The organism is Thioclava sp. FR2 (genome assembly GCF_051200875.1).
Lineage (GTDB): Bacteria > Pseudomonadota > Alphaproteobacteria > Rhodobacterales > Rhodobacteraceae > Pseudotabrizicola.
Genome location: NZ_CP195191.1, coordinates 813,617 through 838,934 on the forward strand (window position 1 = coordinate 813,617; position 25,318 = coordinate 838,934).

27 protein-coding genes and 1 tRNA gene are annotated in these 25,318 nt (G+C 55.5%); 10 read left to right on the forward strand and 18 right to left on the reverse strand.

Features of this window, described 5'->3' with window-relative positions:
* Positions 1-12: 12 nt before the first annotated feature.
* Positions 13-1,839 (reverse strand): extracellular solute-binding protein, encoded by a 1,827-nt coding sequence (locus ACSBLW_RS03905; RefSeq protein ID WP_435258927.1) that lies wholly within the window; start codon positions 1,837-1,839, stop codon positions 13-15.
* A gap of 270 nt (positions 1,840-2,109) precedes the next feature.
* Here ACSBLW_RS03905 and ACSBLW_RS03910 point away from each other — a divergent pair, with 270 nt between their 5' ends.
* From ACSBLW_RS03910 to tsf, 6 genes are all read left to right on the forward strand, one after another.
* Positions 2,110-2,883 carry a 3-hydroxybutyrate dehydrogenase gene (locus tag ACSBLW_RS03910; RefSeq protein WP_435258928.1) on the forward strand — a complete coding sequence of 258 codons (774 nt, stop codon included), beginning with the start codon at positions 2,110-2,112 and terminating at the stop codon, positions 2,881-2,883.
* Between the two features lie 20 nt (positions 2,884-2,903).
* Positions 2,904-3,791 (forward strand): PfkB family carbohydrate kinase, encoded by an 888-nt coding sequence (locus ACSBLW_RS03915; RefSeq protein ID WP_435258929.1) that lies wholly within the window; start codon positions 2,904-2,906, stop codon positions 3,789-3,791.
* Complete coding sequence (locus ACSBLW_RS03920; protein ID WP_435258930.1) at positions 3,788-4,699, forward strand: pseudouridine-5'-phosphate glycosidase; 912 nt, start codon at positions 3,788-3,790, stop codon at positions 4,697-4,699. The genes ACSBLW_RS03915 and ACSBLW_RS03920 overlap by 4 nt, the downstream gene beginning before the upstream one ends.
* A gap of 144 nt (positions 4,700-4,843) precedes the next feature.
* Positions 4,844-5,563, forward strand: a complete 720-nt coding sequence (locus ACSBLW_RS03925; RefSeq protein WP_435258931.1) for a DUF502 domain-containing protein — start codon at positions 4,844-4,846, stop codon at positions 5,561-5,563.
* A 195-nt stretch (positions 5,564-5,758) separates the two neighbouring features.
* Positions 5,759-6,523: a 30S ribosomal protein S2 gene (gene rpsB / locus ACSBLW_RS03930; protein ID WP_435258932.1), complete on the forward strand. Its 765-nt coding sequence runs from the start codon at positions 5,759-5,761 to the stop codon at positions 6,521-6,523.
* A gap of 80 nt (positions 6,524-6,603) precedes the next feature.
* Entirely contained in the window at positions 6,604-7,500 is an 897-nt protein-coding gene (tsf, locus tag ACSBLW_RS03935) for a translation elongation factor Ts (RefSeq protein ID WP_435258933.1), read from the forward strand.
* 379 nt (positions 7,501-7,879) lie between these two features.
* On the opposite strand, the gene ACSBLW_RS03940 is transcribed toward tsf, so the two are convergent.
* From ACSBLW_RS03940 to ACSBLW_RS04015, 16 genes are all read right to left on the reverse strand, one after another.
* Complete coding sequence (locus ACSBLW_RS03940) at positions 7,880-8,662, reverse strand: helix-turn-helix transcriptional regulator (protein ID WP_435258934.1); 783 nt, start codon at positions 8,660-8,662, stop codon at positions 7,880-7,882.
* Between the two features lie 143 nt (positions 8,663-8,805).
* Positions 8,806-10,551, reverse strand: a complete 1,746-nt coding sequence (locus ACSBLW_RS03945; RefSeq protein WP_435258935.1) for a SulP family inorganic anion transporter — start codon at positions 10,549-10,551, stop codon at positions 8,806-8,808.
* A gap of 116 nt (positions 10,552-10,667) precedes the next feature.
* Positions 10,668-11,357 carry a ribulose-phosphate 3-epimerase gene (rpe, locus tag ACSBLW_RS03950; protein ID WP_435258936.1) on the reverse strand — a complete coding sequence of 230 codons (690 nt, stop codon included), beginning with the start codon at positions 11,355-11,357 and terminating at the stop codon, positions 10,668-10,670.
* A gap of 156 nt (positions 11,358-11,513) precedes the next feature.
* A tRNA-Arg gene (locus ACSBLW_RS03955) sits at positions 11,514-11,590 on the reverse strand.
* A gap of 45 nt (positions 11,591-11,635) precedes the next feature.
* Positions 11,636-12,856, reverse strand: coding sequence for a cysteine desulfurase (locus ACSBLW_RS03960; protein WP_435258937.1), 1,221 nt, complete (start codon positions 12,854-12,856; stop codon positions 11,636-11,638).
* Positions 12,857-12,858: 2 nt separating this feature from the next.
* On the reverse strand, positions 12,859-13,443 hold the full coding sequence (locus ACSBLW_RS03965; protein WP_435258938.1) for a Yip1 family protein: 585 nt from the start codon (positions 13,441-13,443) through the stop codon (positions 12,859-12,861).
* Positions 13,440-13,919 carry a YIP1 family protein gene (locus ACSBLW_RS03970; protein WP_435258939.1) on the reverse strand — a complete coding sequence of 160 codons (480 nt, stop codon included), beginning with the start codon at positions 13,917-13,919 and terminating at the stop codon, positions 13,440-13,442. The genes ACSBLW_RS03965 and ACSBLW_RS03970 overlap by 4 nt, the downstream gene beginning before the upstream one ends.
* Before the next feature lie 13 nt (positions 13,920-13,932).
* Entirely contained in the window at positions 13,933-15,219 is a 1,287-nt protein-coding gene (locus ACSBLW_RS03975; protein ID WP_435258940.1) for a SufB/SufD family protein, read from the reverse strand.
* A complete protein-coding gene (sufC, locus tag ACSBLW_RS03980; protein ID WP_435258941.1) occupies positions 15,219-15,974 on the reverse strand; it encodes a Fe-S cluster assembly ATPase SufC in 756 nt (251 codons plus the stop codon). The genes ACSBLW_RS03975 and sufC overlap by 1 nt, the downstream gene beginning before the upstream one ends.
* A gap of 147 nt (positions 15,975-16,121) precedes the next feature.
* Entirely contained in the window at positions 16,122-16,637 is a 516-nt protein-coding gene (locus tag ACSBLW_RS03985) for a hypothetical protein (protein ID WP_435258942.1), read from the reverse strand.
* A gap of 105 nt (positions 16,638-16,742) precedes the next feature.
* Complete coding sequence (locus tag ACSBLW_RS03990; RefSeq protein ID WP_435258943.1) at positions 16,743-17,330, reverse strand: hypothetical protein; 588 nt, start codon at positions 17,328-17,330, stop codon at positions 16,743-16,745.
* On the reverse strand, positions 17,323-17,634 hold the full coding sequence (locus tag ACSBLW_RS03995; RefSeq protein WP_435258944.1) for a heavy metal-binding domain-containing protein: 312 nt from the start codon (positions 17,632-17,634) through the stop codon (positions 17,323-17,325). Before ACSBLW_RS03995 ends, ACSBLW_RS03990 begins: the two co-directional genes overlap by 8 nt.
* Position 17,635: 1 nt before the next feature.
* On the reverse strand, positions 17,636-17,812 hold the full coding sequence (locus ACSBLW_RS04000) for a hypothetical protein (protein WP_435258945.1): 177 nt from the start codon (positions 17,810-17,812) through the stop codon (positions 17,636-17,638).
* Positions 17,809-19,317: a Fe-S cluster assembly protein SufB gene (gene sufB, locus ACSBLW_RS04005; RefSeq protein ID WP_435258946.1), complete on the reverse strand. Its 1,509-nt coding sequence runs from the start codon at positions 19,315-19,317 to the stop codon at positions 17,809-17,811. Before sufB ends, ACSBLW_RS04000 begins: the two co-directional genes overlap by 4 nt.
* 39 nt (positions 19,318-19,356) lie before the next feature.
* On the reverse strand, positions 19,357-20,403 hold the full coding sequence (locus ACSBLW_RS04010) for a cysteine desulfurase family protein (protein WP_435258947.1): 1,047 nt from the start codon (positions 20,401-20,403) through the stop codon (positions 19,357-19,359).
* Positions 20,400-20,861, reverse strand: a complete 462-nt coding sequence (locus ACSBLW_RS04015) for an Rrf2 family transcriptional regulator (protein WP_435258948.1) — start codon at positions 20,859-20,861, stop codon at positions 20,400-20,402. Before ACSBLW_RS04015 ends, ACSBLW_RS04010 begins: the two co-directional genes overlap by 4 nt.
* Positions 20,862-21,033: 172 nt before the next feature.
* On the opposite strand from ACSBLW_RS04015, the gene ACSBLW_RS04020 reads away from it, so the two are divergent.
* The 4 genes from ACSBLW_RS04020 (at position 21,034) to ACSBLW_RS04035 (ending at position 24,443) form a co-directional block, all read left to right on the forward strand.
* Positions 21,034-21,693: an alpha/beta hydrolase gene (locus tag ACSBLW_RS04020; protein ID WP_435258949.1), complete on the forward strand. Its 660-nt coding sequence runs from the start codon at positions 21,034-21,036 to the stop codon at positions 21,691-21,693.
* Between the two features lies 1 nt (position 21,694).
* Positions 21,695-21,964: a hypothetical protein gene (locus tag ACSBLW_RS04025; RefSeq protein WP_435258950.1), complete on the forward strand. Its 270-nt coding sequence runs from the start codon at positions 21,695-21,697 to the stop codon at positions 21,962-21,964.
* Positions 21,961-23,142 carry an HD domain-containing protein gene (locus tag ACSBLW_RS04030; RefSeq protein ID WP_435258951.1) on the forward strand — a complete coding sequence of 394 codons (1,182 nt, stop codon included), beginning with the start codon at positions 21,961-21,963 and terminating at the stop codon, positions 23,140-23,142. Before ACSBLW_RS04025 ends, ACSBLW_RS04030 begins: the two co-directional genes overlap by 4 nt.
* 86 nt (positions 23,143-23,228) lie before the next feature.
* Positions 23,229-24,443 carry an NADP-dependent isocitrate dehydrogenase gene (locus ACSBLW_RS04035; RefSeq protein ID WP_435258952.1) on the forward strand — a complete coding sequence of 405 codons (1,215 nt, stop codon included), beginning with the start codon at positions 23,229-23,231 and terminating at the stop codon, positions 24,441-24,443.
* A gap of 66 nt (positions 24,444-24,509) precedes the next feature.
* On the opposite strand, the gene ACSBLW_RS04040 is transcribed toward ACSBLW_RS04035, so the two are convergent.
* On the reverse strand, positions 24,510-25,307 hold the full coding sequence (locus tag ACSBLW_RS04040) for an FkbM family methyltransferase (RefSeq protein ID WP_435258953.1): 798 nt from the start codon (positions 25,305-25,307) through the stop codon (positions 24,510-24,512).
* Between the last annotated feature and the right edge of the window lie 11 nt (positions 25,308-25,318).

Sequence of the window (25,318 nt, forward strand, 5' to 3'; positions counted from 1 at the left end):
CTTGCCTGTTCCTTACTGCTCGTACCACCAGACTTCTGGCTGGAAGCCCAGCCAGTCGCCATAGAGAGGCAGACGCTCGGGATATTTGAGTTCTTTCCGATGCGCCAACCGTGAGACGTCAGAATACCACAACGGCACGACATATCTACCCGCCGTTAGGATACGGTCCAATGCCTGTGTTGCGGCAATAAAGCCATCCTGATCCGGGGCGTTGAGCATTGCTGTGATCATCGCTTCTGCAGCAGGTGAATTGACACCCATCCAGTTGCGTGTCCCCGGCTCTGCCACACCGGCTGAACCCCAGTACAGCATTTGTTCATTCCCTGGAGAAAGGGACAGCGAACGGATGTAATGGGTCATGTCGAAGTTGTAGGCGTTAGTGCGCTCTTTGTATTGCGCGTCATCAACCGTCTGGACACGGGCCTGAATGCCAAGGCGTTTCAATCCTTCGACATAGATCTCAGCCGTAGAGATCATATCATTCGCCCCGTTCACCAATACAATTTCAAAGGTGAATGGCTCGCCCGCGGCATTTTTCAAAACGCCATCCTGAACGGTCCAACCGGCCTCTTCCAACAACGCCGTTGCGGCTCGCATGGTTTGACGGTTTGACGTTCCACCGTCACCTGCGGGCACGGCATAGCCTTCGATCGTACCTGGCAGGAGATCAGCCTTGAACGGTTCCAACAAGGCAAGGACAGCACCTTCGGCAGGTTTCCCCGGAGTGAAACCCAAGGGCGAGTTTCCAAAATAGGATGGGATGCGCGGGTTAGCGCCGCCGTTGAGCGTCTGGTTCACGAGGTTGAAGTCGAAGGCCATGATTAAGGCCTCACGCACTCGCCAATCTTGGAAAATCGGCTTGCGGGTGTTCATGACAAAGCCTTCGATCCCTGATGGGCGCTTGTGCGGAATGACGGATTTGACAACGTCGCCTGAAGCAATTTCCGGCCAATCGTAGACGCTTTCCCACTTTGCAGGATTCGTTTCGCGCCAGCTAGAGATCAACCCGCCTTTGAACGCCTCAAAGACGACACCGCCGTCTCCGAAATAATCATAGCGGACCTCATCAAAATTGTGCTGCCCACGATTGAACGGAAGATCAGCCCCCCACCAGTTCGGGTTCTTCTTGTAGCTGACGTATTTTCCGGCCTCGAAACTGTCGACGATATACGGACCGGAACCTATTGGGGCTTCAAGCGAGGATTCGTCGAATGCCTTTCCTTGCCATTGCGCCTTCTGCAAGATCGGGCGCAGCCCAAGGATGAGGGGCAATTCGCGATCTTCGGTATTAAATGTAAACTTCACCGACCTGGGTCCGGTTTGTTCCATCCCGCCAATTTTTTTCCAAGCGCCGTGGTAGCGCGGGTTTCCAAGCGTGCCAAGCGTTTCAAATGACCACTTTACATCTTCGACGGTCACCGGACTTCCATCGGAAAATTTGGCGGTCTCACGCAGAGTGAATTCGACAAAAGTGCGCGCATCATCGGTGGCAATCGATTCGGCCAAAAGACCGTAAAGCGCAAAGGGTTCATCATAATTTCGCCCCATAAGCGTTTCGACAGTCAGACCGGAAAGACCCGCAGGCGCACGCCCTTTGAGGATGAAAGGGTTCATCGAATCGAAACTGCCCGATTCGCCAAAAACGATCTTTCCGCCTTTCGGCGCATCAGGGTTTACCTGAGGCAGAGACACAAAATCCGGGGGCAGGGCAGGTTCGCCATACATAGCTATGCCATGCTGCGGGTCCGCAGCCGACTGCGCAAAGGCAGCAGACCCCAAAAGCGTGAGGCTCAGAACCACGCCCAGCCGTGTGGCATTCTGGAAAATATGATGTTTCATTTCGGCAACTATCCTTCGTGCCCTTTGTTTATTGGTGCGAAGACTACGAGGGCTTTCAAGACATTTCAAACTTTTAACTTGGCCATCCCGATTGGCGGGCGTATATAGGACTCACTGCTCGATAGGTTTCTTGCCTGTATGAAACCTGCCTCAATAACTGAACGCCGGCCTTGTGCCGGCGTTTTTTTTTGGCGCTTTCGACCGCTTTCCGCATGGAATTTGCGTTTGCAGCATGCAAATCTTCTTGCAATCGCAGCAATGGGGGACCGCATGCAACTTAAGGGCAAGACCGCTGTCGTAACTGGGTCGAACAGTGGAATCGGTTTGGGTGTGGCCCGCGAATTGGCGCGCGCAGGGGCAACCGTGATTCTGAACAGTTTCTCGGATAGGCCCGAAGATCACGAACTTGCCGCCTCTATTGGAAAAGAATTCGGCGTTCAGGCCCGGTATATTCAGGCCGACATGTCGAATGGCGAGGCGTGCCGCGCGCTGATCGAAAAGTCGGGTGGATGCGATATTCTGGTAAACAACGCTGGCATTCAGCACGTCGCCGGTATCGACGAATTTCCGGTAGATAAGTGGGACGCTATCCTTGCGATCAATTTGTCCTCTGCCTTTCATACTACTGCCGCGGCTTTGCCAGGCATGAAGGCAAAAGGCTGGGGCAGGGTGATCAACGTAGCCTCGGCGCATGGGTTGACTGCATCACCGTTCAAGTCGGCCTATGTGGCGGCAAAGCATGGGGTCGTTGGCCTGACCAAGGTCACGGCGCTTGAAGTTGCAGGACAAGGGATCACCGCAAACGCGATCTGTCCCGGATATGTGCTGACACCGCTGGTGGAGGCGCAGATCCCTGACCAGATGAAGGTCCATAACATGGATCGGGACACGGTGATCCGCGAAGTGATGTTGACCCGTCAACCCAGCCGACAGTTTGCGACGGTAGAACAGATTGGCGGAACGGCCGTGTTCCTATCCTCGGACGCAGCGGCACAGATTACGGGAACCACGATTTCTGTCGATGGGGGCTGGACGGCGCTCTGACCTCACGCCATCAAGGACAGATGAGCGATATACTTTGCATAGGATCTGTCCTGTGGGACATCATAGGCAGGTCCAACGCGTCGATGCGCGTTGGATCAGATGTTCCGGGCCGGATCACACGTGTGCCTGGTGGTGTGGCAATGAATATTGCCATGACCTTGTCCCGCTTAGGGTTAAAGCCTGCGTTGCTTACCGCCATCGGCCGAGACCCCGAGGGGGACGAACTTATTGCCGCCTGCACCCGCATGGGAATGGATTGCAGCGCGGTTTATCGGTCGGAGGATTTGCCAACTGATCGCTATATGGCGATTGAAGGCGCGAATGGTCTGATTTCGGCAATAGCAGATGCACATTCCTTGGAACAGGCGGGGGACAAGATCCTGCGGCCACTGGAAGATGGGCGTCTTGGTCGAAGAGAGGCTCCATACAACGGTTTGATTGCCTTGGATGGCAATCTGACACTTTCCTTACTGACAGAAATTGCCTCTTCTGCGCTGTTCGTGGCTGCTGATCTACGCGTCGCGCCGGCAAGCCCCGGCAAAGCAGAACGGTTGATCCCGTTGCTGAACCATTCCACCGCGACGCTTTATGTCAATTTGGAAGAAGCCAACATTATCGCCAAAGCGGATGCGAAGTCGGCCACAGAGGGCGCCGAAGCTTTGTTGGCGCGTGGAGCGGTGCGGGTCCTAGTGACCGATGGTGGAAGAATGGCAGCTGAAGGCACGAGAGGCAAAGGCGTGATCTACGGAACGCCCCCTGAGGTTCTGGTCGCCCGTGTCACAGGCGCAGGCGACACTTTCATGGCCGCTCATATAGTTGCCGAAAGGCGCGGTTCCTCTCGGGAAGAGGCGCTATCCGCCGCCCTGAGAGCTGCTGCCGACTATGTTTCAGGAGAGATCGGATCATGACAGCACCGCTGAAATTTGCTCCAGAGGTGGAGGCGGCGCGCAAGGCCGGTGAGCCGATCGTTGCGCTTGAGTCCACGATCATCACGCACGGCATGCCTTGGCCCCAGAATGTTGAAACTGCAAGACGGGTAGAGGCTGAGGTGCGCGCTTCGGGTGCTGTTCCGGCAACCATCGCGATCATGAATGGCTGCATCCATGTCGGTCTGACAGAGGATGAACTGGAAAATCTGGGTAAAGCCTCGCAGGTGGCCAAGTTAAGCCGTGCCGATCTTGCTGCCTGCATAGCCACAAAAGGCACAGGCGCAACGACGGTTGCCGCCACAATGATTTGTGCTCACCTCGCCGGGATTTCTGTCTTTGCTACCGGCGGCATTGGCGGTGTGCATCGGGGCGCAGAGCTGAGCTTTGATATCTCTGCCGATTTGCTGGAACTTGCCGCGACGCCGGTGACCGTCGTTGCAGCAGGCGCCAAGGCAATTCTGGACCTGCCGAAGACGCTTGAGGTGCTGGAAACACAAGGCGTTCCGGTTATCGCTTTTGGCCAAGACGATTTCCCCGCTTTCTGGTCCCGATCTTCTGGGTTGCGGGCGCCATTGCGCATGAATTCACCCGATGAAATTGCTGCGTCTCATCTGATGCGCCGAACCTTGGGCTTGCCGGGTGGACAATTGGTGGCGAACCCCATTCCGGAACAAAATGAAATTCCTCGCTCCGAGATCATGCCGGTTATCGAAACCGCGCTCTCCGAAGCCGAGGAAAAAGGCATTTCAGCAAAGGCGGTGACCCCGTTCCTTTTGCAGCACATTTTTGAACTGACTGCCGGTCGTTCACTCGAGTCGAACATCGCGCTGGTGCTGAACAACGCAAGACTGGCTTCGGCGATTGCGGCATCATTGGCTAACAAGTGACGTCGCAAGGCTTGGCCAAAGATTGGTATTTCATCAATTTCTTGAAATCAGAAATCAAATTTGCGCGGACGGAGTCGGAAAGATAACCTCGCCCATTGTGCCAATCGCAAACGCTCCCTAAGTTGCCGCTGTCAGGGAGCCATGATGACAGACCAAAACTCTCAGAAACGCCGGAGTATCCTAGCGGGATTGCGCGCCTCGTTCTTGACGGGGCTTGTCGTGGTTTTACCGATCGGGTTGACGATCTATCTGATCTGGACCGTCATCGGGTGGATCGACGCATGGATCTTGCCGCTTATTCCGGGCCCTTGGAAACCTGAAGTTCTGGTCCGTGAAATCTTTGGACCAGAGGCCACCATCCCGGTGCGGGGCGTTGGCGTTGTCGTTTTCCTTGTGTTCACCGTGGTTATTGGCTGGATAGCCAAGGGTCTTATGGGGCGGTCTCTCTTGCATTGGGCCGAACGTCTTGTCGACCGTATGCCAGTGGTGCGCTCCATCTATAATGGCATCAAGCAGATTGCTGAAACCGTCTTTGCCCAGACGGAGACGAACTTTGAGAGGGCATGTCTGGTCGAGTATCCCAAGGAAAATATCTGGGCGATTGGCTTCGTCTCGACAAAGGCCAAGGGTGAGTTGCAGGCCAAATTGAACAAGGCCGGATATGAAGAAGTGATCTCAGTCTTTCTTCCAACGACACCGAACCCCACTTCGGGTTTCCTCCTTTATGTTTCGGAAAACGACGTGATTTACCTCGATATGAAAATCGAGGATGCAGCCAAGCTGATCATCTCTGCGGGACTTGTGTACCCCAATGGCAAGGAAAATGGCGTGAAAGTCCAAAATCCTGCTAAGCTTCCGGACTGACCTAAACTCAACTTCGATAAAATTCGCGGATTTCGGTCACAGATGGCCAGTCGCGCTCTTGCGTTCCTGCCGGGTGCAGGATAAGGACGCCCCACTTCACAGGCGGGTGCGGGCTGCATCGGGGAGAAATCCTGATCAGTCCACCGGTTGGGCGTAAGCCTGAAATCACCCGCTGAGGCGCAAACCGGAAAGGAAATGGACATGGCGCTCCCCGAGTTTTCCATGCGTCAGCTGCTTGAAGCTGGCGTTCACTACGGCCACCAGACTCAGCGCTGGAACCCGAAGATGGGTGAATACATCTACGGCGACCGTAACGGCATTCACATTCTCGACCTTACCCAGACTGTTCCAATGCTGGATCAGGCTCTGAAGGTTGTTCGCGACACCGTCGCTAAAGGCGGCCGCATTCTGTTCGTCGGCACCAAGCGTCAGGCTCAGAAGCCGATCGCTGACGCCGCTGAAAAGTGCGCTCAGTACTACATGAACCACCGTTGGCTGGGTGGCACGCTGACCAACTGGAAGACCGTTTCCCAGTCGATCCAGCGTCTGAAGCAGATTGATGAGATCATGGCTTCTGGCGGCGAAGGCCTGACCAAAAAAGAACGTCTGAACATGGAACGCGATCAGGCCAAGCTGCAGGCTTCGCTGGGCGGGATCCGTGAAATGGGCGGCACCCCTGACCTGATCTTCATCATCGATGTTGGTAAGGAAGACCTCGCAATCCTCGAAGCCAAGAAGCTGGGCATTCCGGTCGTCGCCGTTGTCGACACCAACTGCTCGCCAAAGGGTGTGGACTATGTGATCCCGGGCAACGACGACGCTGCTCGCGCAATCGCTCTGTACTGCGATCTGGTTGCTCGTGCCGCGCTTGATGGCATGTCGGCCCAACTCGGCGCCGCCGGTGTTGACCTTGGCGCCTTGGAAGCTGCCCCGGAAGAAGAAGCAGTCGCTGACGCCTGATTGGCGAAGCTGACTGTTATCTGATTGTTATGCGGCGGGGGTAATTCCCCGCCGACCCATTCCAAATTCAGGAGTCTGCTATGACGATCACCGCTGCAATGGTGAAAGAACTGCGCGAATCCACCGGCGCAGGCATGATGGATGCCAAGAAGGCGCTGACCGAAACCAACGGCGACATGGAAGCCGCTGTTGACTGGCTGCGCACCAAGGGTCTTGCAACCGCCGCCAAGAAAGCCGGCCGTGTCGCCGCTGAAGGTCTGGTGGGCGTTGCTGTTGAGGGTGGCCGTGGGGTTGCCGTCGAAGTCAACTCGGAAACCGACTTCGTTGCGAAGAACGCTGACTTCCAGAACCTGGTTCGCAGCTTCACCGCAACCGGCCTGAAGGCTGCTGACATCGAAGCCCTGAAAGCGGCTGACATGGGCGGCAAATCTGTTGCCGATACGCTGACTTCGGCGATCGCGACCATCGGCGAAAACCTGACCCTGCGCCGCATGGCCTCGGTTGAGGGCGATGCTGTTGCAGCTTATGTGCACAACGCTGCGGCTGACGGCCTGGGCAAGATCGGCGTTCTGGTTGCCATGAAGGGCACCGACAACGGTATTGGCAAGCAGTTGGCGATGCACATCGCTGCAACCTCGCCTCTGGCCCTGTCGGAAGCTGCTCTGGACCCGGAAGTGGTTGAGCGCGAGCGCACCGTTCAGACGCAAAAAGCTCTGGAAGAGAACGCGAACTCGGCCAAGCCGAAGCCAGAAGCCGTTATCCAGAACAACATCATTCCGGGCCGTATGCAGAAGTTCCTGAAGGAAGTCACTCTGCTGAACCAGCCCTTCGTGATGAACCCGGACATCACTGTCGAGCAGGCTGCTAAAGAAGCAGGCGTTGAAGTGACCGGCTTTGTTCGCCTTGCTGTCGGTGAAGGCGTCGAAAAGAAAGAAGAAGATTTCGCTGCTGAAGTTGCGAAAGTCCTTCAGGGCTGATTTTCATCTCTCCGAAATGAAAAGAAGGGCGGTCGAAAGACCGCCCTTTTTCTTGTGCCAATCAATAAATGAAAACAGTCTTAGGAAGATAAGGACGGTCCATCCCCAGGATGAACCGTCCCCTGCGCCGACCCATGGGGATGAGGACAGGGCGCAATCGGTGTTCTGCCGATCTCGCGAAAATACACGAGCAAGGCAGGTTTGATCAGCAGAGAGGGGAACTTCCCGACTGATCTGACACAGGTGGCAAGCCGATGAAAATGCATCGTCTGCCACCTGCCGTTCCAAAGCCCGAAGGCCACCACTCACGGAACAAGATCAACATGCGTCTAAAGTTGACGCTGGGTAAGTCAGGATATCCTTACCCGTAAACAATGGTTTAGTGCTTGCTTCCGCCAGACTGCTGGGCTGGACGCTGAAAGATGATGTTCAGCAGCGAAGCTTTGGCAACGGCCTGAGTTGTCGTCTCGACAGAAAGGGCCTCTCTGGCAAGCCTAAGATGCTTTTCTACCATGGCGGCCGAAACCTCCATCAAGAGCGCAACGTCTTGCGTCGTCTTGCCGTCAGCCACCCATTCCAATGCCTGACGCTGGCGCTCCGTCAAGCTGCGCTTCGTCGGCGATTGCGGCAGTAGGATGATCTTCAGATGCATCATATGCGCGACAGCCAGAATTTCGTCTTTCTTGGCCTCGAACAAGGCTTCAACCTGATCGTGGGTCATTCCAGGATCGGCCACCAGCCCCAAGGCTCCTTTGGACCGCGTTGTACTTTCCGGAAAGCTTATGGATATTCCCGCAAAGATTCCCATTGCCGCATTCAACTCAACCGCTTCTTTTTCGTCAGGCGTCAGCTTTCCTGCGTCATAGGCCTCTTTCACCCAACGCCAGGTGCAGGCACCGGAATTAGCAACGGCCCAACGATAGACAGGTGTGCGCGCGTAAAGACCGTTATAGAAATAACGGCGAGCATACTCACTATCGCCCGTTGTAAGAAAAATGGCATCATCGGGATCGCCGACGCTGCGTTCGTGAAGAAACCGAGTGAACCCATAATTCATTCGCGACAGGCCAAGAGGCTGAAAGAAACCCGCGGCTAATGCCCAAACCTCGTCCACTGATTTGGCTTCAGCAATGCGCGTTAAAAGCTGCAGCACAGCCGTCATTGTTCTTCCCCGAGCAAGACCTAATCTTTGGATATTCCCTATCCCTGTGAACGTTCTAGACCGAATGAACCATTCGGTCAAAGTAGATCGACAAGATTGCTTGGCTCCGACAGTCTAAACTCATTTGAATGCCTGAACTTCAATCAGGCAATGTTCCTGCGTGGCATAGCGCGCGTGCGTTGGGTAAGTTCTGGCGATAGGGCAAGCATTGCATCGTACTGGGTCAAATGAACGTCACCGGTCAATTCATCGACCAAATGCGTGCGCTTCAGGCGATCCATAATTGGGCCCTTCACTTCGGCAAGATGGAGCACAACACCAGCGTCTTTTAGACGAGTATTGATCGCCTCAAGACTTTCAATAGCAGAGCTATCAATATCGTTCACCGCAACGCAGTTTAGAACAACCGCCCGGATCATCGGATTGTCGACAACGCGCGCCATGACTGTATCTTCTAGCCAACGTGCATTCGGGAAGTACAGAGCCTCATCTACGCGAATAGACAAGACGTCTGGAACCGTCATCACATTGTGGCGCTCGATGTTCCGGTAGTGTTCTGTGCCAGAAACCTGCCCGATGACCGCGAAATGCGGTTTGGTCGTCCGCCACAGATGCAACGCGATCGAAAGTAGCACGCCAGAAGCAATTCCCGGTTCAACTCCGAAGACGAGGGTGACAAAGATCGTTGCACCAGCAGCGGCGCCATCGGCCTTGCTGACAAGGTAGGTGCGGCGAAGCGCCCCCAGATCGACAAGCCCAAGAACCGCCACGATAATCGTCGCGGCAAGAGTAGCTTTGGGAAGATGATAGAGCAGGGGGGTTAGAAACAGGGTCGCGAGAGCCATTCCAACTGCCGTATATGCTCCTGCTGCTGGCGTCTCGGCTCCTGCGTCAAAGTTAACGACCGACCGCGCAAAGCCTCCTGTGACAGGAAAGCCCCCTGACAGGCCGGCACCAAGATTAGACATGCCAAGGGCGACCAGTTCCTGATCCGGATCGATTCTTTGGCGACGCTTCGCAGCAAGGGTCTGTGCGACTGAAACCGTTTCAACATAACCGACCAATGAGATCAGGGCTGCAGGCGTAAGAATTGCGGCCCACAGATCCATATCAAGCGGGGGCAGGGCGGGTGTTGGCAGTCCTGAAGGGATATCTCCGACAAGCGCAACGCCTCGATCGCCCAATCCAAACCCCCAGGCGACTACCGTGGTCAAGGCGACAGCTCCAACTGGGGCTGCCCGAACGAGCAAGGAGGAAAGTTTGTCACTGACGCCATTGGCCTTAAGAACCGACTTCATTCGGCTGCGAGACCACCACAAGAAGCCGACGCCAAATCCGCCGATCAACAGCGTAAACACGTTCGTATTCAGCAGGTTGGCAAAGATGCCTCCAAGAACCTCTGGCATCGTGTGTCCGGATGCCTTGATGCCCAATATTCCCGGAATTTGACTGGTCGCAATCAGGATGCCTGATGCCGTGATGAAGCCGGAAATAACTGGATGACTAAGAAAGTTTGCTATAAAGCCCAAACGAAGAAGCCCCATAGCCAACAGCATCAACCCTGATGCCACTGCCATGGCAATAGCAGCGCCCAAATACTCTGGTGTGCCTGCCGCCGCCAGTTTGCCGACTGAAGCGGCCGTCATAAGACTTACCACGGCGACTGGCCCGACGGCCAATGTGCTGGACGTTCCGAATATTGCATAAAGAACAAGCGGCGCAATCGAAGCATAAAGCCCGACTTCAGCCGGAAGACCGGCAAGCAGAGCATAGGCAAGAGATTGCGGGATCAGCATGATTGTGACAATGATCGCCGCCACCAAATCGTTGGTCAGCGTCGCTTGGTCATAGTTAGGCGCCCAATTCAGAATGGGGAAATAGCGTTTCATGCCGCGCTCCTGTCTTACGACTTTACTGGAGATATCGAAGCGCTATTTATATTGCAAGATGTGAATATATATTTTCGCAGCTGAAACCACAGGCGCATTCGAGAAAAGAAAGCCCTTTACGACTGCGCTTCAACCGCCGCCGCACGGATCTTTGCGATATTCGCACCATAGACTTCAGGCAGATCTACCGACCCACCGGAGAAAACGGCCGAACCGGCCACCAAGACGTCAGCACCAGCAGCAGCAACCAGCGGAGCGGTTTCAACCGTGACGCCACCATCAATCTCGATATGGATAGGACGGGCGCCAATCATCTGACGGAGTTTTTTAACCTTATCAACTTGGCTTTGAATGAATTTCTGGCCGCCAAAGCCCGGATTCACGGTCATGACACAAATCAAGTCAACCATGTCGAGCAGGTATGGAACCTGGTCAAGCCCAGTGCCTGGGTTGATTGCAAGGCCTGCCTTGGCACCGGCAAGACGGATCGCTTGCAAGGTGCGATGAATATGCGGACCAGATTCCAGATGCGCCGTGATCACGTCAGCACCAGCTTTCGCATAAGCTTCAATGTAGGAGTCGACCGGCGCGATCATCAAATGAACGTCCATAACGCCTTTAATGTGTTTACGGATGGCAGCGCAAGTTGAGGGTCCGAAGGTCAGGTTCGGAACAAAGTGGCCGTCCATGACGTCAACATGAACCCAGTCTGCGCCTTGAGCTTCAATGGCACGACATTCAGCACCAAAATTGGCAAAGTCCGCTGACAGAATGGACGGGGCGATTTTGATGGAACGGTCGAACATCTTGCGTCTCCTAAGGCATTCGCGCTGCATACAGGGCCAAATCCGCGCGGTCTAGCTGAAGTTTACTTTACATAATATTGATTATCAGATTTTCTGATTAGCCATAATTAAGTTCCCCCTAATGGGAAACCGCCCTGTTTCCAACTGTTTGAAAGTTGGCGCACCCAGCACGATTCGAACGTGCGGCCTTTGCCTTCGGAGGGCAACGCTCTATCCAGCTGAGCTATGGGTGCGTTGGCTTTGCTATAGCGGCAAGGCACGGTGACTGCAACACAGGTTTAAGCAAAAAGCTCGTGACACAGTTCCAAGGCAGAAACCAAAGAGTCCACTTCTGATTTTGTGTTGTACATGCCAAAGGACGCCCGGCATGTCGCACCGACGCCCATATGATCCATCAACGGCATGGCACAATGTGTTCCCGCCCGGACAGCAATTCCGCGCTTATCCAAGACAGTCGAGATATCATGGGCGTGCGCTGCGCCCTGTAACGTAAAGCTGAAAATTGCACCCTTGGTTTTTGAATTTCCCTGAATATTCAACCAATTCAGACCCGAAAGCCTCTTTTGCGCATAATCCCGCAATGCACGCTCATGCGCAGCAATCTGATCCATGCCGATGGACATCATATAATCCAAGGCGACGCCCATGCCAATTTGCTGAACGATACCGGGAGTCCCGGCTTCGAACTTCATTGGTGGATCGTTATAGCTGACTGCATCGCGTGTCACTTCGCGGATCATGTCACCGCCCCCAAGGAACGGCCGCATCTCTGCCATGCGTTCACGACGGATGAACATCGCCCCAGAACCACTTGGCCCATAAAGCTTATGTCCGGTGATCGCATAAAAATCACAGCCAATCGCCTGCACATCTACCGGCTGATGTACCGCAGCCTGAGATCCATCAACAAGAACTGGAACACCCCGATCGCGCGCGGCTTTGCAAATCGCCGCCACATCAACAACCGTTCCTAGCACATTTGACATTTGGGTGACGGCCACAAGTTTTGTCTTCGGGCCAATCGCTTCAATAACTGCATTTGGATCAATGTCGCCATTCGCGTCACATTCTACCCACTTCAGGACAACTCCCTGCCGTTCCCGCAGGAAATGCCACGGAACGATATTTGCGTGATGCTCCATCACGGTCAGGATGATCTCGTCCCCTGCCTGCAGCCGTGGCGCGGCCCATGCGTAGGAAACAAGATTGATACCCTCGGTTGTTCCGGTCGTGAAAACAATTTCGTCTTCACTTGCGGCATTCAGGAAACGAGCAACGATCCCGCGAACCGATTCATACTTGTCGGTTGCCAAGTTAGAAAGGAAGTGCAAACCCCTGTGAACATTAGCATATTCCATAGAATAGGCATGATTCATCGCATCGATCACGACCTTGGGCTTTTGCGCGCTTGCTCCATTGTCCAAGTACACAAGTGGCTTGCCATTTACCTGGCGCGACAAGATCGGAAAATCGGCGCGGATTGCGTTGACATCATACATAGTCAAACTCCCTGCCCGACGATGGGCAGCATCAAGAAGGCGATGATAAACGTCACGGCAATCATCGTGACAAGGATGCCGAAAAATACCCGAGCAACTGATTTAAAACCATGAAGTTCAGCAGTGAAGTGACTGATTAGCCAGAAATAAAGACCTACCGAAGCCATCCCAATGATCGAGGCCAATGGCGGAATCAGGATCACGGCAAGAATCTGCAAAACCTGCGGAACGATCAGGATCATTTGCAGCCATACCACAAGCAACAAGGCATCTTCCTGTCGTCCGGTTCCGCCACGCCACCGCCCGATCACCGTGATCAGGAATACCACGATAAGGTTGAACACCAAGTCGAGCGTAAACGTCGCAAATGGGCTGATCTGCACGGCTTCTTCGCCCATTACGGGCGAAACAGGGTAAAGCCCCATGTAGAAATGGACTGTAATCGCCGAAACCGTGGCAGCCAGAACCAGACCCATCCACCGAGCAGATACGGGGATCGACGCGCTCAAGACTTGCCGTGCTGCATCACGAGGCTCTTGCACACTGTAGCGCGCAAATTCCAGATAGGATCTCACCGAAAAGGTCATCCGCGCTCTACCTCGTGTAGCATGACGCCCCAGAAGCCGAAGAACGCGAGCGCGAGCCCGCCTGTCACCAGCCAATAACCGGCACTTGGCCCCACCATGCCAGCGACCATCCCCTGCAACAACATCAGTGGGGTAATCGTCGTCAACGCCCAGAAAAGAGCGAGGCGCGCGCTATACCAACTGCCCTGCCCGCCCAAAGCTTTGGCAGCCAGACGGCTTATCGCCGCCAGCAGATACCAAAAAGGAATGGTCGCCAGAACGGCAAAGGCTCTTGCAAGAATACGGGGCGCTGCCGAGGGCTCTCCGGCCACAAACGCCTCTCGCGAGGCAAGCGGCCATTGCGCCACGAAGGCAACGATCAGAAAGACCATCAGAAGCGAAAAGACAAACGGCTCGGAAACACCGCGCCGCAAATGACGGCGAACAGCCGCGCGTGGTTGCCGCCAGCTGGCCACGATGTCCGACGTTACTGCCATTCCCCAGTGATCCTTAATGTTCGTGGCGGTGCAGCCAGTTTTCAAGGCGCTGGCGGATGTCTTCGGCAATCACCTCGTCTTCCACTTCGCTGATGGCTTCCGCCAAGAAGGCTAGAACCAACAACGATGTTGCAACCGACTTCGGAACGCCGCGTGATTGCAAATAGAAAAGCGCGGTTTCGTCAATCGCACCCGAGGTCGAGCCGTGGCTGCACTGGACGTCATCGGCATAGATTTCCAGTTCAGGCTTCGCAAGAAACTGGCTGTCATCATCCAGAAGAAGCGATTGGCTGATCTGATAGCCATCGGTCTTTTGGGCGCCCGGCTTTACAAGTATCTTGCCTTGGAAAACGCCAACTGCCCCGTTCTTCAAGACCTTCTTGAACACTTGGCGGCTTTCGCAACGCTCTGCTGCATGAGTGATGAAGACCGTATCGTCATGATGGAAATCGCCATCTCCAACAGTCGCACCAGCGATATGGGCCACTCCGTCATCCCCGACAAGTTCAATGACCGCTTCGTTTCTGGTCAGTCGACCGTTGGCCGTCAGGGTAAATGATTTGAACAAAGCCCCTGCCCCAACACGCGCAAAAAGATGCGTGTGCGCCCGACGTTCGTGATCACGACCCTGCGCGCGAATATGGTGGAACCTGCCACCATCCGCGACGTCAATTTCCATCACTTTAGTGAAACGTGCGGCTGCCGGCCCGTTCTCCAAAATAGTCAGCTCGGCGCCCTTCTCAACCTTGATGCAGTGGTGAAGGATAGCATCCGATGTTTCTGAACTGTGATGATAGATGAACGCCACAGGCTTGGAAGCCGCTTTCGTCGCCCGGATCAGGATACCGTCAGTTGCAAAGGCTGTGTTTAGTGCGGCCATCGGGCGGGCAACCGGAATTTGGCCACGCGCCTCAAGTTCACCGTAAAGATCGCGCGCCCAGTGAATGTCGCTTTCCGTCAGATCCGCAAGCCGGATGATTTCCACCCCGGCAAGTTCCAGCGGATCGGACTGGCTGGCATCAAAAACACCATCGACAAAAACGAGCTTCAGCCGATCGATCGCATCGAAAATCGGCGCCTCGTCCGAACTATCGAACAGCGCGGCTTTGGGGGCTTCGGCGGCATTCAGCGAGGCTGGATCGGTATAGCGCCAGTATTCGTCGCGCTTTATCGGCATTCCCATGGCCGTCAGGCGATCCAAAGCATTAGACCGTGCCTTGCCAAGCCACCCCTTCGGATTGAAGGAAAGCCCCGAAATCCGTGCAGCAAGAAGGTCTGACTTCGTTTGCGGCAAGGCCATTACTGCACCTCCGCCAGAATATCAGCGTACCCGTTTTGCTCGACTTCCAAAGCCAACTCCGGTCCGCCGGTTTTGATGATGCGGCCGGCTGCCATGATGTGCACGACATCCGGTTTGATATGGTCCAGAAGGCGCTGGTAGTGGGTGATCACCAGAAATGACCGCCCCTCGTCTCGCAGGGCATTGACGCCCTCGGAAACCAGCTTCATCGCATCGACATCAAGACCCGAGTCCGTTTCGTCAAGGATGCACATTTTCGGCTCCAGCATTGCCATCTGCAGGATTTCGTTGCGCTTCTTCTCGCCACCTGAAAAGCCCACATTGACCGGGCGCTTCAGCATATCGGCGTCGATCTTCAACGACTTTGCCTTGGCCCGGACCACCTTCAGGAAATCGCCGGCTGATAATTCTTCTTCGCCGCGCGCCTTACGCTGCGCGTTCACAGCGGTCCGCAGGAACGTCATGTTACCCACGCCTGGAATTTCCACAGGGTATTGGAAAGCAAGGAACAAGCCAGCGGCAGCGCGCTCTTCCGGCTCCATCTCTAGAAGTTCTTCACCTTCCAGCGAGGCAGATCCATCAGTGACCTCGTAACCATCGCGACCAGCCAAGACATAGGACAGGGTCGATTTCCCCGACCCATTCGGCCCCATGATTGCATGGACTTCACCGGCCTTCACCGAAAGATCGACACCCCGCAGGATGACCTTGTCTTCTTCTTCGAGTTTGACGTGAAGGTTCTTGATCTCAAGCATCGCATATCTCCTGAAAAGCCGCATCCGTATGATGTGACTTTGGATTGAGGCCAAAGCGGTCTTTGGCAGGTTCCGAAAAATGGCTAAAGGCCGGTTGAGCCAAATCGGTCAACCGGTCGATTTTTTCACCGACGCCCAGTGAAGGGATTACAGAAAGGGAATGGACACTCCGCGCACCAGCACGGAATAGGGTTCGGCCGAACCAAGCACCTCTGCCACCCAAAGCGGCGAGGAGATCAATTCGAACAGATGTGGTGCCGCATGAACGAAGTTGTGCATACCCACTGTCATGATCAGCGCACCGGTCGAATGAAGACCGATCAGCCCCTCCCGGTCGGTGAACATCTTTCGCCCTAGGTAGATTGCGATCATCAGCGCCACCACGCCGGTTACGACTTGGTCGTTGATCGGGTCTCCGGGCAAAGGTTCGTTCAGGCCCAACCAAAAGCGGGCCACTTCCAAAATGATCACGGCCAGCCCGCCAAGGCAAATCGCCCAGATGCGCCCCAGCCCATAGCCAAAGTTCGAGATCGCAGTCGCACTTTGTTTGGTTTTCAGGCGCGGCGCGATCACATAGCTCTCGTCCATGCCCACGAACAACGTGTGGCGGTTGGTCGTCGAGCCACTTTCGATCCGAGCAAGACGCTCGTGAAAGTCGTTCATGTGAATGGTCACTTTGGCCCCCGGTAGAATTGCCAACAGTCATTTGGCGTTCTAGTCGGGAAGCGCGGCAACAATGGGATGGGATTATGGCCAATTTAAGCATCCCTACTGCGCCTTCAAAAACCAGCCGATGACCCAATTCAAGCGATCAGCCGGAATTGTGGTCGGCGCAACGTCAAACTCTGCCATGCGGCCATGCAGGCGGACGGGCTTCAGGAAACTCTCGATCTCGTGGTATTGTGGGCGCACAGCATAGTCGTCGACCAATACAGTGACCGGACGGGTGATCCGAAATGCTGTGGTCAACAGACATGCCGGGCGAAACCGGCCATCAACCAGAACAACATCCGGGTGCTCAAAATCGGGTCTATCCCATACCGACAAGGCGTATCCGGGAAAATGACGAAACGATTTCGGCCCAACGGGCGCCCCCCATTTTCCGGTCGGGCCTATGTCGCCATGATGAAGAACCACCCTGCCCTTTGGCGGACTGGCCTCAAACCAGTCTTGCATGCCGCGCAGCCATTCAGCGTCGCTTTCAACCGAAAACACGGCTTTGCCCAGTTCGGCACCCAGCACCGTTGATCCACCGGAACCATATTCCAGAATGGTCGATGCGCGTGCGTAGGCATCTGCCAACGCCTTCGCCTCGTCCTCTGGAAAGGTCAGTTCTGGTCGGACAGGTTCAGCCAAGCCGCACCGCCGTACCGCTGGCTGAAACCATCAGCATCTGGCCGATGACCTCATAATCCAGATCCACACCAACAACGGCGTTCGCCCCCAAGGCACGCGCCTTTTCGGTCATTTCGGACAAGGCCGTTTCGCGGGCATCGGCCAACTTGGCCTCATAAGCTCCGGAACGCCCGCCGATGATATCGGTCACACTGGCGAAAAGATCGCGCACGATGTTCGCGCCCATGATCGCTTCGCCCGTCACAATGCCCTTGTAATCGGCAATCTGGTAGCCTTCGACATTTGGCGTGGTGGTCACGATCATTTCACTTCCCCCGATCCTTGATCATCTTGAGCGTGCCCAAGACCGCGAACATCAACAGGCCAAACATGACCATTGGCAAAAGAATGGTTTCGCGCGGCCAATCAAAGGCATAGATCATTCCAAGGCCCCAAAGGACCGTGGCGACCAACGCCTGAAAGACCACCGATTGCCACGTCATCCGACAGAACCTTCCAGCGAGATCGCCACAAGGCTTTGAGCTTCCATGGCGAATTCCATCGGCAGAGCCTGAAGCACCTCCTTGCAAAATCCGTTCACCACCAATGCCACGGCCTCTTCCTCGTCCATCCCGCGTGAGCGGCAGTAGAAAAGCTGGTCATCATCCACCTTTGACGTGGTGGCCTCATGCTCAACGCGGCTCGAGTTGTTCTTGACCTCAATGTAGGGAACAGTATGCGCCCCACATTTGTCGCCAATCAAAAGGCTGTCGCATTGCGTGTAATTGCGGCTGTCCTTGGCCTTGGGGTGCATGGAAACCAATCCGCGATAGGTATTCTGCGCCCGGCCCGCACTGATGCCTTTCGACACAATCCGCGACTTTGTTCGTTTGCCAAGATGAACCATCTTGGTCCCCGTATCGGCCTGCTGGGCGTTGTTGGCGATGGCGATAGAATAGAACTCGCCTTGGCTGTCATCGCCGCGCAAGATGCAGGAAGGGTATTTCCAGGTGATGGCCGATCCCGTCTCTACCTGCGTCCACATGACCTTCGAACGGTCGCCACGGCAATCCGCCCGCTTGGTGACAAAATTGTAGATGCCGCCTTTGCCGTTTTCATCGCCAGGATACCAGTTCTGCACTGTCGAGTACTTAACCTCGGCATCTTCCAAAATCACGATCTCAACGACGGCTGCGTGAAGCTGGTGGGTGTCGCGCTTCGGCGCGGTGCAGCCTTCCAGATAGCTGACATAGGATTTCTTGTCGGCAATGATCAGGGTGCGTTCGAACTGCCCCGTATTCTCGGCGTTGATCCGGAAATAGGTGCTCAGTTCCATCGGGCAGCGCACGCCTTCGGGTATATAGACGAACGACCCATCCGAGAAGACCGCCGAATTCAAAGTTGCGAAGAAGTTGTCGGATTGCGGCACAACGCTTCCGAGATACTTCTTCACCAATTCCGGGTGCTCTTTGATCGCTTCGCTGATCGAGCAAAAGATCACGCCCGCCTTTTTCAGTTCTTCCTTGAACGTTGTGCCCACGCTCACCGAGTCAAAAACCGCATCTACGGCAACCTTGCGCTCACCCTCGGGGCCTTCCACACCAGCAAGAAGCATCTGCTCTTTCAAGGGGATGCCAAGCTTTTCGTAAGTCGCCAGAAGTTTCGGGTCCACCTCATCAAGCGACTTTGGCTTTTCCGTCATGCTCTTCGGCTTGGCGTAGTAATACTGGTCCTGATAGTCGATCTCAGGATAGTTCAACATCGCCCAACGGGGCTCTTCCATCTGGACCCAACGCCGATAAGCCGCCAGACGCCAGTCCAACATCCATTCCGGCTCGCCATTCTTTTCGCTGATCAGGCGAACGATATCTTCGGACACACCTTTCGGTGCGTATTCCATCTCGATTTCGGTTTCCCAGCCATACTTATACTTGCCCGCCATCGCCTGAACGGTCTCGATCGTCTCACGATCGACGCCTTCCCGTACTTCGGTGTCAAGTGCAGCCATTGGCTTATCCCCACAGATCAAGGGCTTACGCCCGTTTGTTTATGCGGCGCGAGCACGCGCCTTGGAATAGGACGCCAGCCATAGGTCAGCAAATCGTCCAACATCATCGCGTGACACGCCTGGGCCAATCGATATACGGATTGCCTGTGCGGCAAGATCTTCGTCGTAACCCATTGCGGTCAGAACCTTGCTGGCCCGAACTTTCCCACTGGAACAGGCAGAACCTGCCGAAACGGCAAAACCTGCCAGATCCATGGCCATCACTTGCGTCTCACCCTTCCAACCCGGAGCGATCACACAAAGCGTGTTCGGGAGCCGCTTGGCTCCTTTCCCGACTGAAATAGTATTGTTTGCACCGGACGACAATGCTGAATCTAGAATATTTCTAATTTCAGCAACCTCCTCCCAAACACCATTCGCCAAATCGCGCGCCGCTGCCTCGGCAGCCACAGCAAATCCCGCCATTCCGATCAGGTTCTCGGTGCCCGCCCGCCGACCCATCTCTTGCCCACCACCGCGAAGCTGCGGCGGGACATCCAGCCCCCGGCGCAGGATCAGCGCGCCAACTCCCTTCGGCCCGCCCAGTTTATGCGCGCTAACCAAACCCATGTCGCAGCCCAGCCAGTTAAAGGCAAAGGGTATCTTGCCAAACGCCTGGGTCAGATCGCTGACGGCCAACCCTTCGGGCAAGTTCTGCAATACGCCGGTCTCGGAATTGGCCAATTGCAGAACCGATGTCTTTGGATCAGGACAAGCAACAGACCCTTCTTTGGAAACCGCCAAATCCGTCGTGCACCATGCTGCGACGGCCTCATGTTCAACCGCAGCCGCGTGAAGCCCTCGGTCCTTCAACGCCAATGCCGCAGCCTCTGTCGCGCCGCTGGTAAACACGATATCCGCACCATCAGCCCCAAGCGCCGAAGCAATTTTCGCGCGCGACCTTTCCATCAGGGCTTTGGCCGCACGACCTTCGGCATGGACAGAGGATGGGTTTCCAACAACGTCCATCGCCTCAATCATCGCGGCCTTCGCTTCGGGCCGCAAAGGCGTGGTCGCATTCCAGTCAAGATACAGGCGGGGTTTCATTCCTCGTCCACCACCCTGAACAAGGCTGGTACTGCCGGACAGGGCTGCATCTCGTTATTCACCACATCAGACAGCCGGGTTTGATGCAGAAACACATAGACATTGGCCGAAAGCCCCTGCCACAACCGATTGGTCAGGCTTTGCGCCCGACTCCCGGACACGGCCCCCGAAGCCCCTGCCCCGGTATGCATAGCGTCGACGGTCTCTTCCACCGCCTGCATCACATCCGCAATCCGGATGTCTGACGGCGACTTCGCCAGCTTATAGCCGCCGCCGGGGCCGCGCACGGCTTCGACCAATCCAGCACGCCGCAGCTTGACGAAAAGCTGTTCCAGATATGGCAAGGAAATATCTTGCCGCTTGGAAATAGCCGCCAGAGAAACAAGGTCGTCTCCCTTTGCCATCGCCAGATCTGTCAGCGCCACCATTGCATAGCGGCCTTTGGTCGAGAGTTTCATGGGCAAACCCCGGAAATGGGCCCAGAATGGGCGCAAAGTGATTGACGACAGGCCAAGGGGCCATTACCTGAACTCGACCCCTTGGGTGGCTTTGCCGCCCTGAGGCACGTTCCTAGATATGCCGGGCGAAGGCGTCAAGAAAACGCTTCCGGAAAACACAGGCAGGATCCATATGCCCGAAGTCATCTTCGCTGGCCCAGAAGGGCGCCTTGAAGGCCGTTACCATCCTCAGAAAGACAAAGACGCACCGATTGCAATCGTGCTTCATCCGCACCCCGCCTATGGCGGCACGATGAACAATAAGGTCGTCTATAACCTGCACTACGCCTTCTACAACCTTGGCTTCACCGTATTGCGGTTCAACTTCCGTGGTGTTGGCCGCAGCCAAGGCGAATACGACCAAGGCATTGGCGAGCTTTCTGATGCGGCTTCGGCGCTCGACTACCTTCAGTCGATGAACCAGAATTCGAAGCATTGCTGGGTTGCAGGCTTCTCCTTCGGGGCGTGGATCGGCATGCAGCTTCTCATGCGGCGCCCGGAAATCACTGGCTTCATTTCGGTTGCGCCGCCGGCCAACCTTTATGACTTCTCTTTCCTTGCGCCCTGCCCGTCGTCCGGCCTGATTATCAACGGTACCGCGGACAAGGTTGCCCCGCCGAAAGATACCAAATTGCTGGTGTCCAAACTGCACGAGCAGAAGGGCATCACGATCACCCACACCGAGATCGAAGGTGCGGATCACTTCTTCAAGGATGAAGAGGCGCATATGAAGCCTATGATCAATACGGTCAGCGACTATGTGCGCCGCCGTCTGGGTGAGGCCTCGCGCTGACATGGCCGATTTCATTCAGGACTTGGCCGACGGTCTTGCCCAGGATGTCTTGGAGAATTCCAAAGAACTGGGCGACGCTTTCTTTTACGAACAAGTCTCCAAGGTGATCGGGGCCTCGTCCCCGACCCTGCAAGAGGCCTTCATGACGTCGATCCGCATTCGTCTGGCAGAGAAGCGCGGCCGCGACTTCCTGCAAAAGGCCTTGACCGCAAAGCGCGAAGGCAGCGCCATGCCAACCGCGCCCAGAGAGGCCGAAAAGGGCGGGCATTGAGCGGTTCAGGTTCAGATCGGCTGACGGCCCAATTCGCCTTTCTGAACGAGGCCGACCGGTTGAAACAGGTCGACCGCGCCAATGTCCTGATGGACAATTCCCGTCCCGAGAATTCGGCCGAACATAGCTGGCACCTTTGCCTTTGGGCCTTGGTCATGCCCCTGCCCGATGGCGTAAATCGCAATCGTGTTATCGCTATGCTGTTGCTGCACGATCTGGTCGAAATCGACGTGGGCGATCAGCCGATTGACCTTCCCCATGACGCAGATGCGCTTCAACAGGCCGAGGCGGCTGCCGCAAAGCGTTTGTTCGGCCTTTTGCCCCCGGATATCGGCTCTGCCCTTTTATCCCTTTGGCAAGAATTTGAGACCGCAGAAACGCCTGATGCCAAGGCCGCCAAGCGGTTGGATTACAGCCAGCCCATGTTTCAGGTACTTTGCGCAAACCCTCCGCGTCCCGATCATCTGGACGTCGTACGCATGAACCTCACTCGGGGGCGTGCCGCCCCCTTGGCAAAAGACTGGCCTGCGATCCATGCCCGCGCCTCGGCCCTTTTGGCGCAGATGGCCCCTGACGATGACCCTGACCTCGCCGCACGGCTGGCCTTTCTGGCAGAAGCAGACCGCCTGAAATCCGTTTACCGCGCGACAACTTTGGTCGACGGCTCACGACGCGAAAATTCAGGCGAACATTCGTGGCACTTGGCGCTTTATTCTCTGGTTCTGGCCGATCAGGCGGAAAATCGTGTCAATATCCAACGCGTCACCCAGATGCTTTTGATCCACGATCTCGTCGAGATCGACGTGGGCGACGTCCCGATCCACTCTGCCAATGGTCAGGCTCATGCCAGCGCGGATACACAAGCAGCTGAGTCCAAAGCGGCTGACCGGATCTTTGGCCTTTTGCCCACCGAAACCGGAAAAGAATTGCGCGCATTGTGGGACGAATTCGAGGCCGCCCAATCACCCGACGCTCTTTTCGCCAAGGCACTGGATCGCGTTCAACCTGTCATGGCCAATCTGATGTCTGGCGGCGGGACATGGGTCACCTATGATGTGACACTTGAGCAACTGGATACGCGTGTCGGCAGTAAGATCGCCAATGGTGCGCCTGAAATTTGGGCTTGGACGCGGGATCAAGTGCTTCCTTACTTTCACGACCGGATGTTTTCCGCCTAAACGGTATACAATCGCATACCGTTCTGGAAATTCCTTTTCGGATGCGCTATAGCCGTTGCACAGATTCCACCGTGAAAGGGTGAACCATGACGAAGATCAAGGTCGCGAACCCCATCGTCGAGATGGATGGCGACGAGATGACCCGCATCATCTGGGACTTCATCAAGAAAAAGCTGATCCTCCCCTATTTGGACGTCGATCTGCTTTATTACGATTTGGGGATCGAAGAGCGGGATCGGACGAATGACCAAATCACGATCGACGCCGCGAACAAGACCAAAGAAGTCGGCGTTGCGGTCAAATGTGCAACCATCACGCCAGACGAGGCGCGGGTCGAAGAGTTCGGTCTGAAGCAGATGTGGCGCAGCCCCAACGGCACGATCCGCAACATCCTTGGCGGTGTGATCTTCCGGGAACCGATCATCTGCCAGAACGTGCCGCGCCTTGTGCCGGGCTGGACGCAACCGATCGTCGTGGGGCGCCATGCTTTTGGCGATCAGTACCGCGCCACGGATTTCCGCTTTCCCGGCAAAGGCAAGCTGACGATGAAATTCGTGGGCGATGATGGCACGGTGATCGAAAGAGAGGTGTTCGACGCCCCCGCCGCCGGTGTTGCCATGGGGATGTACAACCTTGACCAATCGATCATCGACTTTGCCCGATCGTCGTTTAACTACGGCCTTATCAAGGGCTGGCCGGTGTATCTTTCGACCAAGAATACGATCCTCAAGGCCTATGACGGCCGGTTCAAGGATCTGTTCCAGAAGATCTATGAGGAAGAGTTCGAGACCGAGTTCAAGAAAGCCGGCATCCATTACGAACACCGTCTCATCGACGATATGGTGGCCAGCGCCTTGAAATGGTCGGGCGGATATATCTGGGCCTGCAAGAACTATGACGGCGATGTCCAATCCGACACAGTGGCCCAAGGCTTCGGCTCGCTTGGCCTGATGACCTCGGTTCTGATGACGCCCGATGGCAAGATCGTCGAGGCCGAGGCCGCCCACGGCACGGTGACCAGACACTACCGCCAGCATCAAAAAGGTCAGCAAACCTCGACCAACTCTATCGCGTCGATCTTTGCTTGGACCGGTGGATTGAAGCATCGCGCCAAACTGGATGACAACCCGGCCCTGCTGAACTTTGCGACAACCTTGGAAAAAGTCTGCGTGAAGACTGTCGAAGACGGTTGGATGACCAAGGATCTTGCCTTGCTGGTTGGTCCGGACCAAAGCTGGCTGACCACGATGGGCTATCTGGAAAAGGTCGACGAATACTTGAACAAGGCCCTCCAAGCCTAAGCTATCAAAAAGAAAAAGGGCCGCCATTACAGCGGCCCTTCTTTCGTTCAGATGGTCAAAATCTGCTTATTTGCCATGCGTAAAAACATGGTCATTCGGTCCGATCTGAACCGAACTGTATCCCATGCCTTCCAGAAGCGTCGCAGCCTCGACATAGGCGTCCTTGTCACGCTGCAACAACTCTACCCAGATTGCAGGCTTCTTCGCCTTGAGGATCTTCTTGGCCCCCTGAAGAACGGCCATCTGCATGCCCTCGGTATCAATTTTGATGAAACCAAGGTTCTTCATTTCCTCGGCGTCAATCAGGTCGTCCAGCGCCACCATCGGAATCGAACCGTCCTTTGCCGGAACAAAAGCCGTACCGCCTAGGTTACGCGGGTTGAACTTCGCCACCTCGCCGCGGCCCGATTTCGCCCCGACCAGACAGTTATAGGCCAAGGCTTCGGTCAGGCCATTCAGTTCAAGATTGCGGCACAGGGTTGCATAGACATTCGGCTGCGGCTCAAAAGCCAGAACCTGCTTTGCACCCAACACTTTGCCGAAAAAGACCGAATGATTACCGATGTTGGCCCCAACGTCGCAAACCGTGGTGTTTTCGCCGACCAGGTTCATTCCCTGAATTGTTGCAAGCAACCGCCCTTCATAGAAGTTTCGGGTTTTCAGGATGGTGCGCTGCACGAAATCATCCTGCGCATTTGGCAGGGAAAGCGCGATATCTTGCGTGCCGCCATGGGCAAAACGCAGCACATGTCCATCCTCCAACAGACCGACACGCTGCAACATGAGTTGCTCTTCCATCAGCCGAAGCATCTGATCAAGCTTGGTGTTCAGCTCTGCCACATCCACGGGAATAGAGTCGCTCATTGGGGCCCCAA

What these genes read in the sequence shown, in the direction of transcription:
- ACSBLW_RS03905 (WP_435258927.1), bottom strand. Translation starts at nt 1,839, where the DNA reads ATGAAACATCATATTTTCCAGAATGCCACACGGCTGGGCGTGGTTCTG.
- ACSBLW_RS03910 (WP_435258928.1), top strand. Translation starts at nt 2,110, where the DNA reads ATGCAACTTAAGGGCAAGACCGCTGTCGTAACTGGGTCGAACAGTGGA.
- ACSBLW_RS03915 (WP_435258929.1), top strand. Translation starts at nt 2,904, where the DNA reads ATGAGCGATATACTTTGCATAGGATCTGTCCTGTGGGACATCATAGGC.
- ACSBLW_RS03920 (WP_435258930.1), top strand. Translation starts at nt 3,788, where the DNA reads ATGACAGCACCGCTGAAATTTGCTCCAGAGGTGGAGGCGGCGCGCAAG.
- ACSBLW_RS03925 (WP_435258931.1), top strand. Translation starts at nt 4,844, where the DNA reads ATGACAGACCAAAACTCTCAGAAACGCCGGAGTATCCTAGCGGGATTG.
- rpsB (WP_435258932.1), top strand. Translation starts at nt 5,759, where the DNA reads ATGGACATGGCGCTCCCCGAGTTTTCCATGCGTCAGCTGCTTGAAGCT.
- tsf (WP_435258933.1), top strand. Translation starts at nt 6,604, where the DNA reads ATGACGATCACCGCTGCAATGGTGAAAGAACTGCGCGAATCCACCGGC.
- ACSBLW_RS03940 (WP_435258934.1), bottom strand. Translation starts at nt 8,662, where the DNA reads ATGACGGCTGTGCTGCAGCTTTTAACGCGCATTGCTGAAGCCAAATCA.
- ACSBLW_RS03945 (WP_435258935.1), bottom strand. Translation starts at nt 10,551, where the DNA reads ATGAAACGCTATTTCCCCATTCTGAATTGGGCGCCTAACTATGACCAA.
- rpe (WP_435258936.1), bottom strand. Translation starts at nt 11,357, where the DNA reads ATGTTCGACCGTTCCATCAAAATCGCCCCGTCCATTCTGTCAGCGGAC.
- ACSBLW_RS03960 (WP_435258937.1), bottom strand. Translation starts at nt 12,856, where the DNA reads ATGTATGATGTCAACGCAATCCGCGCCGATTTTCCGATCTTGTCGCGC.
- ACSBLW_RS03965 (WP_435258938.1), bottom strand. Translation starts at nt 13,443, where the DNA reads ATGACCTTTTCGGTGAGATCCTATCTGGAATTTGCGCGCTACAGTGTG.
- ACSBLW_RS03970 (WP_435258939.1), bottom strand. Translation starts at nt 13,919, where the DNA reads ATGGCAGTAACGTCGGACATCGTGGCCAGCTGGCGGCAACCACGCGCG.
- ACSBLW_RS03975 (WP_435258940.1), bottom strand. Translation starts at nt 15,219, where the DNA reads ATGGCCTTGCCGCAAACGAAGTCAGACCTTCTTGCTGCACGGATTTCG.
- sufC (WP_435258941.1), bottom strand. Translation starts at nt 15,974, where the DNA reads ATGCTTGAGATCAAGAACCTTCACGTCAAACTCGAAGAAGAAGACAAG.
- ACSBLW_RS03985 (WP_435258942.1), bottom strand. Translation starts at nt 16,637, where the DNA reads ATGAACGACTTTCACGAGCGTCTTGCTCGGATCGAAAGTGGCTCGACG.
- ACSBLW_RS03995 (WP_435258944.1), bottom strand. Translation starts at nt 17,634, where the DNA reads ATGATCGTGACCACCACGCCAAATGTCGAAGGCTACCAGATTGCCGAT.
- ACSBLW_RS04000 (WP_435258945.1), bottom strand. Translation starts at nt 17,812, where the DNA reads ATGACGTGGCAATCGGTGGTCTTTCAGGCGTTGGTCGCCACGGTCCTT.
- sufB (WP_435258946.1), bottom strand. Translation starts at nt 19,317, where the DNA reads ATGGCTGCACTTGACACCGAAGTACGGGAAGGCGTCGATCGTGAGACG.
- ACSBLW_RS04010 (WP_435258947.1), bottom strand. Translation starts at nt 20,403, where the DNA reads ATGAAACCCCGCCTGTATCTTGACTGGAATGCGACCACGCCTTTGCGG.
- ACSBLW_RS04015 (WP_435258948.1), bottom strand. Translation starts at nt 20,861, where the DNA reads ATGAAACTCTCGACCAAAGGCCGCTATGCAATGGTGGCGCTGACAGAT.
- ACSBLW_RS04020 (WP_435258949.1), top strand. Translation starts at nt 21,034, where the DNA reads ATGCCCGAAGTCATCTTCGCTGGCCCAGAAGGGCGCCTTGAAGGCCGT.
- ACSBLW_RS04025 (WP_435258950.1), top strand. Translation starts at nt 21,695, where the DNA reads ATGGCCGATTTCATTCAGGACTTGGCCGACGGTCTTGCCCAGGATGTC.
- ACSBLW_RS04035 (WP_435258952.1), top strand. Translation starts at nt 23,229, where the DNA reads ATGACGAAGATCAAGGTCGCGAACCCCATCGTCGAGATGGATGGCGAC.
- ACSBLW_RS04040 (WP_435258953.1), bottom strand. Translation starts at nt 25,307, where the DNA reads ATGAGCGACTCTATTCCCGTGGATGTGGCAGAGCTGAACACCAAGCTT.